A 15,824-nucleotide genomic window follows, 5' to 3' on the forward strand; every position below is an offset into this window, starting at 1 on the left:
GTTATCATGCGCACCATAGTGCAAAAGTGCTGCACCACAATGGTTATGTTGCACCAGTATAGTGCTTCAGTGTGAACACTAAGCACCATATTGGTGCAATTTTCGTTAAAGTGCCCTTTTTACGCTCCGTGAAAGCGATCACAAAGCATCTCTGCAATACTTGTTTGCGGGGGATGTTTGTGATCCTGTTTTGTAGTGCGATTAATCCGTGTACAATAACGCGCTATTTCTAATGCCTGAGGCAAAGTTGTGATCGAAAATTTGCGTAACATCGCCATCATCGCGCACGTCGACCATGGTAAAACCACCCTGGTTGATAAGCTGCTGCAGCAGTCCGGTACGTTTGATGCTCGTGCCGAAACTCAAGAGCGTGTGATGGACTCCAACGATTTGGAGAAAGAGCGTGGGATTACTATCCTCGCGAAAAACACCGCTATCAAATGGAATGACTACCGTATCAACATCGTTGATACCCCAGGGCACGCCGACTTCGGTGGTGAAGTTGAGCGCGTGATGTCCATGGTGGATTCCGTGCTGCTGGTGGTTGACGCATTTGACGGCCCAATGCCGCAAACGCGCTTCGTGACCAAAAAAGCATTTGCCCATGGCCTGAAACCTATTGTTGTTATCAACAAGGTTGACCGTCCGGGCGCGCGTCCTGACTGGGTTGTTGATCAGGTGTTCGACCTGTTCGTTAACCTCGACGCGACCGACGAGCAGCTGGACTTCCCTATCATTTACGCTTCGGCGCTGAATGGTATCGCGGGTCTGGATCACGAAAATATGGCGGAAGACATGACTCCGCTGTATCAGGCGATTGTCGATCACGTACCGGCTCCGGATGTTGATCTTGATGGTCCGCTGCAGATGCAGATCTCCCAGCTGGACTACAACAACTACGTTGGCGTTATCGGTATCGGCCGCATCAAACGCGGTAAAGTGAAGCCGAACCAGCAGGTTACTATCATCGATAGCGAAGGCAAAACCCGTAACGGTAAAGTGGGCAAAGTGCTGACTCACCTGGGTCTGGAGCGTATCGACAGCGAACTGGCTGAAGCGGGCGACATCATCGCGATTACCGGTCTGGGCGAGCTGAACATCTCTGACACCATCTGCGACCCGCAGAATGTGGAAGCGCTGCCAGCCCTGTCCGTTGATGAACCAACGGTAACCATGTTCTTCAACGTCAACACCTCTCCGTTCTGTGGCAAAGAAGGTAAATTCGTTACCTCTCGTCAGATCCTTGACCGCCTGAACAAAGAGCTGGTGCACAACGTTGCGCTGCGCGTTGAAGAAACTCAGGATGCTGACGCATTCCGCGTTTCTGGTCGTGGTGAGCTGCACCTGTCTGTTCTGATCGAAAACATGCGTCGTGAAGGTTTCGAAATGGCGGTTTCCCGTCCGAAAGTTATCTTCCGCGAAATCGACGGCCGTAAACAAGAGCCGTTCGAGAACGTAACGCTGGACGTTGAAGAGCAGCATCAGGGTTCTGTTATGCAGGCTCTGGGTGAGCGTAAAGGCGACCTGAAAAACATGAATCCAGATGGCAAAGGCCGCGTACGTCTCGACTACGTGATCCCAAGCCGTGGTCTGATCGGTTTCCGTTCAGAGTTCATGACCATGACGTCCGGTACCGGTCTGCTGTACTCCACCTTCAGCCACTACGACGACGTTCGTCCGGGTGAAGTTGGTCAGCGTAACAACGGCGTGCTGATCTCCAACGGTCAGGGTAAAGCGGTTGCGTTTGCGCTGTTCGGTCTGCAGGATCGCGGTAAGCTGTTCCTGGGTCACGGTGCTGAAGTTTATGAAGGCCAGATCATCGGTATTCACAGTCGTTCTAACGACCTGACTGTAAACTGCCTGACCGGTAAGAAACTGACCAACATGCGTGCGTCCGGTACTGACGAAGCAACGGTTCTGGTTCCACCGATCAAGATGACCCTGGAGCAAGCTCTGGAGTTCATCGATGACGACGAACTGGTAGAAGTGACCCCACTGTCTATCCGTATCCGTAAACGTCACCTGACCGAGAACGATCGTAAACGTGCAATGCGCGGTGCGAAAGAAGAGTAATACGGTCAATCCGTAGGCCGGGTAAGCGCATGCGCCACCCGGCACGTAAAAAGCCGCTGAGCGATCAGCGGCTTTTTTTATTATCAGAACGAATACCTTAACCCCAGGCGGATACGGTACTGCTCGCGGTTGTAATCATTCCATCTGTCCAGCCACTGGAGCTCGAGATAGGGCAGCCAGTTTTTATCGATTTTATAGCTAAATTTGTGAGTGATTTCCCAGTGATGGTCTTTGCCATTTTTGCTGTGGTAATCGTTCACGCGCTGGAAAAAATGCGGTTCAAAGGTATAGAAAAACGCATCCGTGACCTTGAAATTCCAGTAGTTAGCGAATTCGTGGGTGTCGTTTTTATCCATCTGGCCGTTGTAGTCCGGCGTATCGTAATTGTTGTGGTTATAGCGATAACGGAAGGTCAGGTTAAACCAGTCGAGAAATTTATAATTGGTATCCAGATAGATAGCGCCTCCGGACCCGGCGCTGCTGTCATTCAGTAAACCGCCAGGCTGAAAGGTGAGTTTATCGGTCGGTCTAAAAAGCGGATACCACCCTTCAATTTCGTTATAGCTGTGCTTAAGCTCGTCCCATTTGCCCACGTTATAGGCGTTAGTGAACATCAGCCCCGCGCCCTTATCGAAGTTATAGCCGGCACGCAGGATCACTTCGTGCAGTTCAGAGGCCGTATTATAGGCTTCGCGCGTTTCGACATAGGCGCCGGCAACTGCCGAGCAGGACACAGACGACACAACCAGTGCAGTAACGATTCTTTTCATAATCAGTCCATGTATGAGGTACAGAAAGGCCCCCCTCCTGTTACACAGGAAGGGAATCAGGGCCGGATTTATTGTTATAAAGTGACTGCTGACGCTTTATTGTTGGTGGTTAACTCAGGGGGTTTTGCGGGTTGTTTTTTCCGTTTTCCAATCTCCTCAATAATAAAGGCGAAGCGTGCTTCGTTGAGTTTATAAAAGAGTCCCATGGTTATCGCGGCAACGATCGCCAGGCCGCACGGCCAGAGAAAAATTAGCTGACGGAGCCCCAGTAGCGTGCCCGCACTCTGCACGGCGTGTGGAATGTAGCCAATCTGCGTCAACATAATGCCCGGCAGGAAACCGGCGAGGGCGGCGGAGATTTTGCGCGAGAAGGTATAACCGGTATAAACCGACCCTTCGGCGCGAATGCCTGTTTTCCACTCGCCATAATCCACGGTATCGGGCACCAGCGCCCAGTTGAGGCTGTTTACGAATGCCGTACCGAAAAAGGCCATGCAGGAAAAGAGCACAAAGAGCAGGGAGCTGGTTCCCCAGAGGAAGTTCATTACGTCGCCCACGGCCCACAGCGTCAGCCCGCCAAGGTAGACCGGCTTCTTGCCGAAGCGCTTAACCGCGCCAGGCACCAGAAACACGCCAACCAGAATGCAGCCCATACTGAAAAAACCCATCCACGACAGCAGATGCAGATCGTTTAGCACGTACTGGGTGTAGTAGACCTGAATCGCCAGTTTGATATTAAACGCGGCGAGGGTGCAAAGGTTGGCGATACACAACACCAGCAACGGTGGGTTGCGGAAAATGGCACAGAAGGATTTCAGGATGCCAGGCTTATGATGATCGGGCGTGACCTCCACATAGCGCTCTTTCACACCGCTGTAGCACCACCACATGCAGAACAGACCGCCGGTGACGAACACCAGTGCGGCCACCAGATAGCCGAGAGAGGGCTGGCTGACAAACAGCGCCTGGATTGGCATAAACCCCACGGTGCAGAGCAACAACCCAACCGTTGCGCCACCCTGACGCCAGGCCGCAAGCTGCGCCCGCTCGTTCGGATTTTTAGTGATGGCGGGAACCATCGCGCCATAAGAGCAGTTCATCAGGCTATAACAGAGGCCAAACATCATGAAGAGCAGGGTGGCGATAGCGGTTTTCACCGTCAGGCTAAAATCGGTGGCCACAAACTGCGCCGTGGCCACCAGGGCAACCGGCACCGAGGCATAAAGAATAAACGGCCTGAATTTGCCTCTGGCACCGATGTTACGCCGCGAATCCAGCAACACCCCGGTCAGCATGTCGGTGAATGCGGTAAAGAACTTCGCTACCAGGAAAATAATGCCGCCATAAAAAGCGGGCATGCCCAGTTCATCAGTATAAAACTTCAGCAGATACAGCGTGCCAATACAGAGCATCAGGTTAGAGCCAAAATCGCCCATCCCGTAGGCGCACTTTTCGCGCAGGCTCAGCTTCAGGGTTAACGGATCACTCTTGTGTGTCATGGTCGATCCTCACAGCGCCCCGCAGGGCGCTCTCTCAAGTCAGTTATGCTGTACGTTTGCGCAGTTCAATTTCTTCCACGATGCGCACATACATCTTCTCGTTGAGGTTGTAGAAACAGCCCATCGCCACGATGGTGATGACGGCCAGCAGACTGGGGTAGATAAATATCAGCTGCCGCAGCCCTTCAACCGTTCCGGCGGATTGCACCACGTTTGGCACATAGCCGATTTGCGTGAGCATGATGCCGGGGAAGAAGCCGGCCAGCGCCTGTGAGACCTTCCGGAAGAAGGTAAAGCCGGTATAGACCGTCCCTTCGGATCGCACGCCGGTGCGCCACTCGCCGTACTCCACGGTATCGGACACCAGCGCCCAGTTGAGGCTGTTCACGAAGGCTGAGCCGAAGAAGGCCAGACAGGAGAACGCCACAAAGCTCACCGAACCACCGCCAAAGAAGTAGTTGAGCAGGTCGCCTGCCACCCAAATCAGCAGCCCGCTGATATAGACCTTTTTCTTGCCGAAGCGACGCACCGCGCCGGGCATCATAAAGACGCCGATAAAAATGCAGCCCATGCTGAAAAATCCCATGTAGGACAACAGAATAGGGTCGTTCAGCACGTACTGCGTGTAATAAACCTGAATGGCGAGCTTAACGTTAAAGGCCCCCAGCGTGCACAGGTTGGCGATGCAGAGAATAAACAGCGGTCGGTTACCGGCGATGGCGCGAAACGACTGCAGCAGGCCGGGCTTCTGGGCTGGATTGGCGGGCTGCATCTCAACGTAACGCTCGGTCACGCCCTTATAGCACCACCACATAAAGAACAGCCCGAACAGCGAGAAGAGGGTCGCGGCAAAGATATACCCAAGCTGGTCATTGCCTTCAATCAGGTTCATTACCGGCACAAACCCGACGGTACAGAGCAGCAGGCCAAGCGTGGCGCCACCCTGACGCCAGGCGGCCAGCGAAGCGCGCTCGTCCGGGTTTTTGGTAATGGCCGGCACCATCGCACCGTAGGAGCAGTTCATCATGCTGAAGAACAGGCCGTAAAGCATGAACAGCACGGTCGCCATCACCGTTTTGCCGGTGATTTCAAACGGCGTGCCGACAAAGTTTGCGATGGCCAGTAATGTCACCGGGAACGCCGCATACAGCACGAACGGGCGGAATTTTCCCTTAGGACCGATCTTGCGTCGGGAATCGAGCATGATACCCGTGCCCATATCGGTGAAGGCGGTGAAGAACTTGGCAATCAGGAAGATGATTCCGCCGTAGGTACCAGGCAGGCCAAGAACGTCGGTGTAGAACTTCAGCAGATACAACGTGCCGATATCCAGAAGGATGTTAGAGCCGAGATCGCCCATCCCGTAGGCGAGTTTCTCTTTAAACGGCAGGCGTAGCGTTGCCGGATCGGAAGCGTGTTGACGCATTATTGTTCTCCATCTGCCCGCAGGTTTCCCTGCGGGCGAGCCTTATCAGATATGACGTAAGGTGCTAAACAGGTCTGCCCATTCGCTTTGCTGGCGATAAAACACCGGCGGTTTGCCGAGCGGAGCGTCAACGGTGATGTCACCGCCCTCATGCGTTTCACCCGTCCAGGCATTCACCCAGGTGTCCTCAGGCAAATAGAGCGTCCAGTCACGACGGCCTTCTTCATGGACCGGTGCCACCAGCAGATCGCGGCCAAACAGATACTGGTATTTCAGCGTGTAGCTGCGCGCATCGTTTTCGTAATGCAGGAACAGCGGGCGCATCACCGGCAGGCCGCTTTTCGCATTCTGCGCAACGGCGGCTTTGATGTAGGGCTTCAGGGTAGTGAAGACGGTCGTCATACGCGCAAAGTGGGCGATGGTTTCGCCGTCGCCATCAAACTGCCAGTTATCGCCAGGGCGGTTGCCCTCGTGGGTACGCATCATCGGTGTGAAGGCGCTGAAGTCGCACCAGCGCAGCAGCAGCTCTTTGCTGCGTTTCATCTCAAACAGCGTGGTATAACCGCCGATGTCGCTGTGATGCAGCCCGTGCCCGGTCATTGCCAGTGAGAGTGCCGCAGGAACCACTGACGCCAGACCGTCGTCCAGACTCCAGTCGACGTTCTGATCGCCGGCCCACATCATCACCGAGTGTTTCTGGCTGCCGGTATAACCCGCGCGCATAAAGAACAGGATCTCGCCGAGCTTGCCGGTCTCTTCCAGCGCCTCGTAGTTACATTTCGCCCATAGCGCAGGCCAGGCGTTATGCATGATTTCCGCGCTCACGCCGTTGTGCAGGAAGGTATCAGTCGGCAAATATTCACCAAAATCAGCCATCCAGCCGCCACAGCCCAGCGCTATCAGGTTCTTTTTGATGACCTCTTTGTACCAGTCGTAGGCTTCCGGATTCGTCAGGTCGATAACGCCCGCGTAGAACTCGCCGAACTCGACGTGATAGTCCTGACCGTCGGCGTTTTTGGTCAGATAACCGCGTTTCGCCGCCTCTTCACAGAGGTCTCTGTCGCTGGCCACGTAAGGGTTGATATAGGAGAGGAACTGCACGCCCTCCTGCTTCCACTGCGGGATACGTGTATCCAGCTGCGGATACAGATCGCTGTTCCACTTCCAGTTCCACATCACGCGTTTGCCAAAGGAGGTCATCCGGATGCCGGACCAGTCCTGCGCCCAGATACCGTTCACCTTCACACCGCCGTTGCGCATGGTGTCGAGCTTTTGCTGGCACACGTCGGTGCCGCCCTGAACGCCCAGCGTTACCCCGTCGTAAACCCAGTCCGGCAGTTCGGGCTGACGGCCCAGTAACCCGGTCAGTTTTTCCAGCAGATCGGCATACGTTTGCGCACATTCGAAGCGCAGCGTGGCGTTATCTTCCCAGAAGGCCAGCTCGTGGAACCCCGGCGCGCTGAAGTCGAAATTCATATAACAGCTGTTATCCACGTGGCAGTAGTACTTCTGGGTACTCACAAAGGTGGGTTGCGGGAAGAAGGTCCAGTAGTAATCGCCGCCCGCGTTCTCTTTGCAGTCTGCCTGCCAGGTGACGTAGGTCTGCTTATTACGGCCCACGCCCTGCTCGCTGGTCCACAACGGGAACGGCTTGCCGCGCAGGTCGAAGTAGGAGAACTGCTCTCCGCAACCATAGATATGATCCTCGGGCTGGGCCGCCAGCCGCAGCCAGATGCGGTTATGGCTGGAGGCATCATTTTTGAGTTTCAGCTCCAGGCGTCCTTCGGCATCCACACCCACCAGTAGCGTGGCGCTGACGGCGTCACCCCGGGTAAAGCGAATCGCCCAGCCCGCATTTTGCGGCGCGACGGTGGCCTCGGTCAGGGCAATTTTTTCGTTGAGTTTGTCTTTGATGCTGAAGTTGCCGCGAAACATCTCGATATCGGCTTCACCTGCGCCGATCCACAGGCACGGGGTGTCGGCGGTGTGGGACAGAATCAGACGATCCTGCCAGCTCAGGGTGAAACCATGTTCACTGCTTTTAAGAATAATATTGTGTAGGGTACGCATAAGATCTCCGTTTTTATTATTTGGCCTGGCTATCCAGTAATCCGGCGGCAACGGCCGGGGCTAACCCTGGCGCCAGCGGTAAGCGAGGGATCACCAGGCAATGCAGCAGATGATAAATATCCTGCTTGCCGTCCCAGACTTTGGTGGTCACTTCGTTATGGATATCCAGCTCCTGCCACCATGAACCGTTCTCGTAGTCGATCAGGTATTTGATGCAGTAATCCCACCATTTCTGATACCAGGCTTCGTACTGCGCCTCGCCGGTGACGGTATAGAGCGCATAGGCCGTTCCCATCGCTTCGACAATCGGCCAGCGCACGCGCTCGCGAACGATGGGTTTACCATCCCAGCCAACGGAATAGACAAAACCGTCGGCACCATCGGGTGCCCAGGCGTCGCGGATTGTGGCGTGGAACAACCCTTTTGCATCTTCCAGCAGCCATGCGGGGGGTGTTTCAAAACGCGCTTCCAGCGCAGCGCGCAGGTGCAGCATCAGGCGGCCCCACTCGATCCAGTGGCCTGGCGTACCGCCGTAGGCGCGAAAACGGTGAGCGGGGTTATCAATGTTGTAATCGCGGATGGGGTTCCACTGCGTATCGAAATGCTCATTAACCCGGTACTCGCCCTTGCGTGCCACGTCGTGAATGATCACCGAGGCAATGCGCAGGGCGCGGTCGAGCCATTTACGGTCATGCGTCACGTCATACACAATCAGGAAGGCTTCGACAGCGTGCATATTGGCGTTGCCGCCACGGTACTCTTCGGTTTTGCTGAAGGCCTCATCCCAGGATTCCAGGCACATCTGTTCCTGTTCGCTCCAGAAATAACGCTCAATCACCTCGATGGCATCGTCCAGTAACTTGCGAGCCTGTGGATGGCCGGTGGTGACGGCGCTGGCCGCGCCCAGCAAAACAAAGAAGTGCTGATAGCCCTGCTTGGAGGCATCCATAACGCCTTCATCGTTAATACAGGCGTACCAGCCGCCATATTGCGGGTCACGCAGCGGACCATTCAGGGCGTTGATGCCATGCTCCACCAGGGCATATGCGCCGGGACGCCCCATGTTTGCCGCCACGGCATAAACGTGCAGCATACGGGCGGTGATCCACAGATGCGTGCCCATATCGCTGCGCACCTGACCGTTATTGCCCAGCCAGCCAAAACCGGTCGGCACGGCGGCGTTTTTACCGAAATCGAGAATGCGGTCAGTCTCTTGTTCAAGCCAGCGGTTATGGCTCAGGGTGTTAAACCATTTCATGTTCGGGTCCTTTCTTAACGGCGAGCCATCATTTCGTCGACGATCTCACCCAAACGCTGCAGTTTCGGCACAGAAATATCACGGAGCATCAGTTCCGTGTCCGGCAGGCCAATCACTGATGACCAGACGGCGCGGCCAGCTAAAAAGCCGGATGCACCCGCCTGCATCGCAACACTCACCGCCCTTGGGAACAACTTATCGTCCACGCCGGATGAGAGGATCACCCACGGCATGGCGATGTTCTCGTTCAGTTTTTGCGAGGCTGTCAGCAATTCCTGCTGAGAGCCTTTGCCGAACAGGGGCATCTCCACTTTGTAGAGATCAGCTCCGCTGTCTCCCAGCTCTTTTGCCGCGTCGATAATGGCCTGTTCACGATTAAACGTCGCGCCGCGACGCGGCGGGCGGACTACCGGCTCAATAATGCTGAGCAGTCCATTGTTATGGCACAGCTGATTGAACGCCTTCACCATCTCCAGACGCTGCTGTGGATCTTCGTCGCTACGCCACAGCACCAGTAGCTTCAGTGCTTTGCCGCCATCGCGCCTGACCGCCTGAGCATCAACGTTTTTATCGATGACGACGCTGTCAACGGGGATCCCGTTCCCCGGAATAAATTCGTCTGCTGACACAATCATCGCGCAGCTTTTGGCAACGGCCTGTTGCTCAACGATCTGCTGGTAGCAAAACTGCTGATCGACAAGAATGGCGGAGGCATACGGCGACAGAATCTTGGCCGCGTTGACCTTAAAGTCGGTGAGATGCCGATCGGTGACCGGCACCGGTGCGCCAGCCGCAGCAAACATCAGGCGCATTGCTTCGCGCTGGTCAACAGCCAGCATCGCAAAACCGCCGGAAGGTCGGGTGATATCTTTCAGGGTGTACATCGTCATTCCTCAGTCCTTTCGTATCAGTGTGTTTTTTTCAGCCCGGCGGATGCGCGAACCTGTTCAAGAATGGCTGTCCAGTCTTCGCGCCCGCGTCCGGCGGCCCGCGCCTGGTTGTAGACTTCACGGGAGGCGGCGCCCAGCGGCATCGGGACGTGGAGCTGGTTTGCCACGTCCAGCGCGATCCCCAGATCTTTATGCGCGAGGTCGATCATAAAGGCCGGTGTAAGATCGCCTTTGAGCACCTTGTTAGGCCATGAGGTGGTGAAGTGGCCTTTGCCTGCTGGCGTACCGCTCATGACGCTGAGCGCCACATCGAAAGAGAGGCCGAGGGCTTCACACAGCACGGCGGCTTCAGCGGACAGCGCGTTCAGGGCAATGCTCATGTAGTTGTTAATAAGCTTCACGCGGATGCCCATGCCTGGCCCACCTGCGTTTATCAGTTCATTGCCCATCGCCATCAACACCGGCGTGGCTCGTTCAACCTGCTGCGCGCTGCCGCCAGCCAGAAGGAGTAATGTTCCGGCGACGGCATGGTCCGATGTGCGTCCGACAGGCACATCCATCATGCTGAAACCACGTTCAGCCATGTCGCGGATCAGGGCATCGGTCTGTAGCGGGTGAATGGTGGACATATCAATGACCAGCGCTTCGCGGGATAACCCTTCGCAGACGCCCTGCTCACCAAACAATACTGTGCGAACCAGGTCTCCGTTTGGCAGCATGGTGATGACAAATTCGGCTTCCTTTACTGCCTGTGCAGGCGTGGCTGCAGCCCGGGCTCCACGCGCCACCAGAGCCTGTATCGCCTGCGGGTTTACATCAAAAACGTGAAGCTGGTGGCCCTGTTTAAGCAGATTCGTTGCCATGGGCGCACCCATCTGTCCTAACCCGATAAAGGCAATTGCTGACATGCTTCTCTCCTGTCACATCGTGTCAATTATTGAGCGTTTGTGTTGTCTGTTTTTGATCGTATTTGTAATTTATAGTCAAAAAATTGACAGGGGTCACTTTTTAAACATTTCGTGAAATTAAAATGAGAGCATCAGAAAACGCAGAAGGAATCACCATGACTCGCATCGTTTGTGTCGGCATTACCGTGCTGGATCGCATCTGGTATCTCGATGATTTACCGAAAGAAGGTGGCAAATATGTCGCAAAAGACTATACGGAGGTGGGCGGCGGTCCTGCGGCGACTGCGGCGGTGGCGGCAGCGAAACTGGGGGCTGAGGTGGACTTTATTGGCCGGGTGGGTGATGACGATACCGGCAGAAGACTGCTCGCGGAGATGGAGTCCCTGGGGGTAAACACGCGCTATACGCGGATGGTGAAAGGAGCCCGTTCATCGCAATCGGCCGTGCTGGTGGATGGTCACGGGGAGCGTGTTATTGCTAACTACCCCAGCCCCGATCTCCCGACTACAGCGGCATGGTTGCAGGATATCGATTTTTCGCAATGGGATATCGTATTAGCCGACGTGCGCTGGCACGAAGGGGCTAAACAGGCGTTCACCCTTGCCCGCCAGCAGGGCGTCAGCACGCTGCTTGATGCCGATGTCACCCCGCAGGACATTGCTGAACTGGTCGCCTTAAGCGATCACGCGGCCTTCTCCGCGCCGGGTTTGCGGCGTTTAAGCCAGCTGGACGACACGGAAAACGCGCTGAGAAAAGCACAAACGCTCACAAATGGACATGTCTACGTCACGCAAGGGCGTGAAGGGTGTTACTGGCTGGAGCAGGGCGCGCTTCGTCATCAGCCGGGATTTGCGGTCGACGTGGTGGATACCACAGGTGCAGGAGATGTCTTTCACGGCGCGCTGGCGGTGAGTCTGGCGCAGCAGGGGGCGTCACCAGACGCGGTACGTTTCGCGAGCGCGGTTGCGGCACTGAAATGTACCCGGCCCGGCGGACGGGCGGGTATACCTGACTGTGATCAAACCCGCTCTTTTTTGTCACTTTTTGTATAAAATGCGGGGCGTGATGGTTTTCAGAGGACAGCCCATGAGCCTTACCGAACTGACCGGCAACCCGCGGCACGATCAACTGCTTACGTTGATTGCTGACCGCGGCTATATGAACATTGATGAACTGGCGCAACTGCTGGACGTCTCAACGCAAACCGTGCGCCGGGATATCCGCAAGCTGAGTGAGCAGGGGCTGATCACGCGTCATCATGGCGGCGCGGGCAGGGCATCCAGCGTGGTGAACACCGCGTTTGAGCAACGTGAAGTCTCCTTGACCGAAGAGAAGCGGGCCATTGCCGAAGCGATTGCCGACTACATTCCCGATGGTTCAACCATCTTCATTACTATCGGGACGACGGTGGAGCACGTTGCCCGGGCGCTGCTCAACCATAATCATCTGCGCATCATCACCAACAGCCTGCGGGTGGCGCATATTCTGTATAAGAACCCGCGCTTTGAAGTGATGGTGCCTGGCGGTACGCTGCGTCCGCATAACGGAGGCATTATCGGGCCTGCAGCGACGGCGTTCGTGTCAGGCTTCCGTGCCGATTACCTGGTGACCAGCGTCGGAGCAATTGAACACGACGGCGCGATGATGGAGTTTGACGTTAATGAAGCCAGCGTGGTGAAAACCATGATGGCCCACGCGCGACATATTTTACTGGCGGCCGATCATACGAAATACCACGCCTCTGCTGCCGTTGAAATTGGTAACGTGTCGCAGGCAACCGCGCTCTTCACCGATGAGCTACCGGGATCTGCGCTGCACAATCATCTCAAATCCAGCAAGGTTGAAGTCGTTGAGGTGAATTCAGGCGACGAACAGCAGGCAGGCTAACCCTTCTTAATGGCCCGATATTCAGGCTCGGGCCTTTCCTTTCTGTAAGCTGAATCTGGCGCATAGCCAAACCTTATCTTTCCCGCTACAGTTACTTTTCCACGGCGAGCAGGAGATAAAAAATGCTTTATATCTTTGACTTAGGAAATGTAATCGTCGATATCGATTTTAATCGGGTGCTGGGCGCATGGAGCGACTTTAGCCGTGTCCCGCTGGCGACGTTAAAGCAGAGTTTCGCCATGGGCGAGACCTTCCATCAGCACGAGCGCGGCGAAATTAGCGATGAAGAATTTGCTGAACGTCTGTGTCATGAAATGGATGTGCCGTTAAGTTACGAGCAGTTTTCCCATGGCTGGCAGGCAGTGTTCGTCGCGATCCGCCCTGACGTGATCGCCATTATGCATAAACTCCGCGAGCAGGGGCATCGGGTTGTGGTGCTGTCGAATACTAACCGTCTGCATACCACGTTCTGGCCTGACGAGTATCCTGAGGTGCAGGCGGCGGCCGATAAAATCTACCTCTCCCAGGAGATGGGGATGCGTAAACCCGAAGCGCGTATCTATCAGGCGGTTCTGCAGGCGGAAGGATTCACCGCGGCCGATGCGGTCTTTTTCGACGACAATGCCGATAATATAGAGGGAGCTAACCAGTTGGGTATCACGTCAATTCTGGTGACCGGAAAGGAGACGATACCAAACTATTTTGCGAAGCAGTTATGCTAAAAACCGTTCATCAAAAAGCCACGCATCATACTCGTCCGCTCAGGGCGTGGCTGAAACTGCTCTGGCATCGCATTGATGAGGACAACATGACCACGCTGGCGGGTAACCTCGCCTACGTGTCACTGCTCTCGCTTGTGCCGCTGGTGGCCGTCATTTTTGCGCTATTTTCCGCTTTTCCAATGTTTGCAGATGTCAGCCTGCAGCTTCGCCACTTTGTCTTTGCGAATTTTATTCCCGCCACCGGGGACGTCATACAGAACTACATTGAACAGTTTGTCGCTAACTCCAGCAAAATGACGGCGGTCGGGGCGTGTGGCCTGATCGTCACGGCGCTGTTATTGATGTACGCCATAGATAACGCGCTGAATGCCATCTGGCGGAGTAAAAAGGCGCGGCCCAAGGTTTATTCCTTTGCGGTGTACTGGATGATCTTAACGCTGGGGCCCTTGCTGGCCGGTGCGAGTCTGGCTATCAGTTCGTATCTGCTTTCGCTGAGCTGGGCCAGCGATCTCAACGGCGTTATCGATAACCTGTTGCGTATCTTCCCGCTGATTTTATCGTGGCTCTCTTTCTGGCTGCTTTACAGCGTGGTACCGACCACGCGCGTGCCTAACCGCGATGCGGTCGTGGGCGCGCTGGTCGCGGCATTGCTCTTTGAACTGGGCAAAAAAGGGTTTGCCCTTTACATCACCATGTTCCCGTCTTATCAGCTGATTTACGGCGTGCTGGCGGTGATCCCCATTTTATTTGTCTGGGTCTACTGGACCTGGTGTATCGTCTTGCTTGGTGCCGAAATAACTGTCACTCTCGGCGTATACCGCGAACTTAAAAAAGCAGCAGAAGCTGAAAAACAACAAGAAGCAGACCAACCATGATTGCATTGATACAGCGCGTAACCCGTGCCAGCGTCACCGTGGAGGGAGAGGTGACGGGTGAAATTGGCCCAGGACTTTTAGTGTTGTTAGGTGTCGAAAAGGATGATGACGAACAGAAAGCCAACCGCTTGTGCGAGCGCGTGCTGGGCTACCGCATTTTCAGCGATGCGGAAGGTAAGATGAACCTGAACGTTCAGCAGGCGGGTGGCAGCGTGCTGGTGGTCTCCCAGTTTACGCTGGCGGCCGATACCGAGCGCGGCATGCGCCCGGGTTTCTCTAAAGGTGCCGCACCGGATCGTGCAGAAGCCCTTTACGAGTACTTTGTGGCGCGTTGTCGTCAACAGGACATGAATACGCAAACCGGACGATTCGCTGCAGATATGCAGGTATCGCTGGTGAACGATGGCCCCGTCACATTCTGGCTTCAGGTATGAGCCAACTGGCGGCGTGGCCGCGGGTAACAAGAGAGAGTACAGCTATGTATCACCTTCGAGTACCGCAAACGGAAGAAGAGTTAGAAGCCTATTACCAGTTCCGCTGGGAAATGTTACGCAAGCCATTACATCAGCCAAAAGGGTCTGAGCGCGACGCCTGGGATGCGATGGCTCATCACCAGATGGTGATGGACGAAGAGGGTAACCTCGTCGCCGTCGGGCGTTTGTACATCAATGCCGATAACGAAGCTTCAATCCGCTTTATGGCGGTTCATCCTTCCGTGCAGGATAAAGGCCTTGGCACCTTGATGGCGATGACCCTTGAGTCCGTCGCCCGTCAGGAAGGGGTTAAGCGCGTCACCTGTAGCGCCCGCGAAGACGCCGTCGAATTCTTCGCCAAACTCGGTTTTGTTAACCAGGGGGAAATCACCGCCCCGCAAACCACGCCGATTCGTCACTTTTTGATGATCAAACCCATCGCTACGCTGGATGATATTCTCCATCGCGCCGACTGGTGTGGGCAGCTCCAGCAGGCCTGGTATCAGCACATTCCCCTGAGTGAAAAAATGGGCGTGCGTATTCAGCAGTACACCGGGCAAAAATTCATTACCACCATGCCGGAAATCGGCAATCAGAACCCCCATCACACCCTGTTTGCCGGCAGCCTGTTTTCACTCGCCACGCTGACCGGCTGGGGGCTAATCTGGCTGATGCTCCGCGAACGCCATCTTGGCGGCACCATTATTCTGGCCGATGCCCATATTCGTTACAGCGCGCCGATCAGTGGTAAGCCGAGCGCCGTTGCCGATTTGGGCGCACTTGGGGGCGATCTCGACCGCCTGGCGCGCGGGCGTAAAGCGCGCGTACAGATGCGCGTTGAGCTGTTCGGCGATGAAACGCCGGGTGCCGTCTTTGAAGGTACCTACATCGTTCTTCCTGCGAAGCCGTTTGGCGCGTTTGAAGAGGGTGGAAACGAAGAAGAGTAGGCTCCGGCGTCCCGGCATGATTGCCG

At 55.4% G+C, this 15,824-nt stretch carries 14 protein-coding genes; 7 read left to right on the top strand and 7 right to left on the bottom strand.

Annotated features, from left to right (window positions below):
* Positions 1 to 249: 249 nt before the first annotated feature.
* Complete coding sequence (typA, locus tag HV157_RS14345; protein WP_014172248.1) at positions 250 to 2,073, top strand: ribosome-dependent GTPase TypA; 1,824 nt, start codon at positions 250 to 252, stop codon at positions 2,071 to 2,073.
* An 83-nt stretch (positions 2,074 to 2,156) separates the two neighbouring features.
* Here typA and ompL read toward each other — a convergent pair whose 3' ends face one another.
* From ompL to yihU, 7 genes are all read right to left on the bottom strand, one after another.
* On the bottom strand, positions 2,157 to 2,843 hold the full coding sequence (ompL, locus tag HV157_RS14350; RefSeq protein WP_025202732.1) for a porin OmpL: 687 nt from the start codon (positions 2,841 to 2,843) through the stop codon (positions 2,157 to 2,159).
* Between the two features lie 74 nt (positions 2,844 to 2,917).
* Positions 2,918 to 4,342, bottom strand: a complete 1,425-nt coding sequence (locus tag HV157_RS14355) for an MFS transporter (RefSeq protein WP_020883983.1) — start codon at positions 4,340 to 4,342, stop codon at positions 2,918 to 2,920.
* 43 nt (positions 4,343 to 4,385) lie between these two features.
* On the bottom strand, positions 4,386 to 5,768 hold the full coding sequence (locus HV157_RS14360) for an MFS transporter (RefSeq protein WP_020883982.1): 1,383 nt from the start codon (positions 5,766 to 5,768) through the stop codon (positions 4,386 to 4,388).
* Between the two features lie 45 nt (positions 5,769 to 5,813).
* On the bottom strand, positions 5,814 to 7,838 hold the full coding sequence (locus tag HV157_RS14365; RefSeq protein WP_182269155.1) for an alpha-glucosidase: 2,025 nt from the start codon (positions 7,836 to 7,838) through the stop codon (positions 5,814 to 5,816).
* Positions 7,839 to 7,854: 16 nt separating this feature from the next.
* Positions 7,855 to 9,096 (bottom strand): sulfoquinovose isomerase, encoded by a 1,242-nt coding sequence (yihS, locus tag HV157_RS14370; RefSeq protein WP_014172243.1) that lies wholly within the window; start codon positions 9,094 to 9,096, stop codon positions 7,855 to 7,857.
* A 14-nt stretch (positions 9,097 to 9,110) separates the two neighbouring features.
* Positions 9,111 to 9,986, bottom strand: a complete 876-nt coding sequence (gene yihT / locus HV157_RS14375; protein ID WP_182269156.1) for a sulfofructosephosphate aldolase — start codon at positions 9,984 to 9,986, stop codon at positions 9,111 to 9,113.
* Positions 9,987 to 10,003: 17 nt separating this feature from the next.
* Entirely contained in the window at positions 10,004 to 10,894 is an 891-nt protein-coding gene (gene yihU, locus HV157_RS14380; RefSeq protein WP_014172241.1) for a sulfolactaldehyde 3-reductase, read from the bottom strand.
* A gap of 155 nt (positions 10,895 to 11,049) precedes the next feature.
* Between yihU and HV157_RS14385 the strand changes: the two genes are divergently transcribed.
* The 6 genes from HV157_RS14385 to fabY all read left to right on the top strand — a co-directional run bounded on the left by HV157_RS14385 (position 11,050) and on the right by fabY (position 15,798).
* Positions 11,050 to 11,946, top strand: a complete 897-nt coding sequence (locus HV157_RS14385) for a sugar kinase (RefSeq protein ID WP_182269157.1) — start codon at positions 11,050 to 11,052, stop codon at positions 11,944 to 11,946.
* Between the two features lie 34 nt (positions 11,947 to 11,980).
* On the top strand, positions 11,981 to 12,781 hold the full coding sequence (locus HV157_RS14390; protein WP_032679260.1) for a DeoR/GlpR family DNA-binding transcription regulator: 801 nt from the start codon (positions 11,981 to 11,983) through the stop codon (positions 12,779 to 12,781).
* A gap of 122 nt (positions 12,782 to 12,903) precedes the next feature.
* Positions 12,904 to 13,503 (top strand): glucose-1-phosphatase, encoded by a 600-nt coding sequence (yihX, locus tag HV157_RS14395; protein ID WP_014172238.1) that lies wholly within the window; start codon positions 12,904 to 12,906, stop codon positions 13,501 to 13,503.
* Entirely contained in the window at positions 13,497 to 14,378 is an 882-nt protein-coding gene (locus HV157_RS14400) for a virulence factor BrkB family protein (RefSeq protein ID WP_182269158.1), read from the top strand. The genes yihX and HV157_RS14400 overlap by 7 nt, the downstream gene beginning before the upstream one ends.
* Entirely contained in the window at positions 14,375 to 14,812 is a 438-nt protein-coding gene (gene dtd / locus HV157_RS14405; RefSeq protein WP_020883977.1) for a D-aminoacyl-tRNA deacylase, read from the top strand. The genes HV157_RS14400 and dtd overlap by 4 nt, the downstream gene beginning before the upstream one ends.
* A gap of 44 nt (positions 14,813 to 14,856) precedes the next feature.
* The gene (fabY, locus tag HV157_RS14410) at positions 14,857 to 15,798 is read left to right on the top strand and encodes a fatty acid biosynthesis protein FabY (RefSeq protein ID WP_020883976.1); all 942 of its coding nucleotides are present in this window, start codon (positions 14,857 to 14,859) and stop codon (positions 15,796 to 15,798) included.
* Positions 15,799 to 15,824 lie beyond the last annotated feature (26 nt).

Source organism: Enterobacter sp. RHBSTW-00318, assembly GCF_014101375.1.
In the GTDB taxonomy this organism is placed as follows: domain Bacteria; phylum Pseudomonadota; class Gammaproteobacteria; order Enterobacterales; family Enterobacteriaceae; genus Enterobacter; species Enterobacter ludwigii.

Excerpts from the sequence above, each read along its gene's own strand:
- yihU (WP_014172241.1), bottom strand. The coding sequence starts at position 10,894 with ATGTCAGCAATTGCCTTTATCGGGTTAGGACAGATGGGTGCGCCCATG.
- HV157_RS14360 (WP_020883982.1), bottom strand. The coding sequence starts at position 5,768 with ATGCGTCAACACGCTTCCGATCCGGCAACGCTACGCCTGCCGTTTAAA.
- HV157_RS14400 (WP_182269158.1), top strand. The coding sequence starts at position 13,497 with ATGCTAAAAACCGTTCATCAAAAAGCCACGCATCATACTCGTCCGCTC.
- yihS (WP_014172243.1), bottom strand. The coding sequence starts at position 9,096 with ATGAAATGGTTTAACACCCTGAGCCATAACCGCTGGCTTGAACAAGAG.
- ompL (WP_025202732.1), bottom strand. The coding sequence starts at position 2,843 with ATGAAAAGAATCGTTACTGCACTGGTTGTGTCGTCTGTGTCCTGCTCG.
- dtd (WP_020883977.1), top strand. The coding sequence starts at position 14,375 with ATGATTGCATTGATACAGCGCGTAACCCGTGCCAGCGTCACCGTGGAG.
- HV157_RS14390 (WP_032679260.1), top strand. The coding sequence starts at position 11,981 with ATGAGCCTTACCGAACTGACCGGCAACCCGCGGCACGATCAACTGCTT.
- HV157_RS14365 (WP_182269155.1), bottom strand. The coding sequence starts at position 7,838 with ATGCGTACCCTACACAATATTATTCTTAAAAGCAGTGAACATGGTTTC.
- HV157_RS14385 (WP_182269157.1), top strand. The coding sequence starts at position 11,050 with ATGACTCGCATCGTTTGTGTCGGCATTACCGTGCTGGATCGCATCTGG.
- yihT (WP_182269156.1), bottom strand. The coding sequence starts at position 9,986 with ATGACGATGTACACCCTGAAAGATATCACCCGACCTTCCGGCGGTTTT.
- fabY (WP_020883976.1), top strand. The coding sequence starts at position 14,857 with ATGTATCACCTTCGAGTACCGCAAACGGAAGAAGAGTTAGAAGCCTAT.
- HV157_RS14355 (WP_020883983.1), bottom strand. The coding sequence starts at position 4,342 with ATGACACACAAGAGTGATCCGTTAACCCTGAAGCTGAGCCTGCGCGAA.
- yihX (WP_014172238.1), top strand. The coding sequence starts at position 12,904 with ATGCTTTATATCTTTGACTTAGGAAATGTAATCGTCGATATCGATTTT.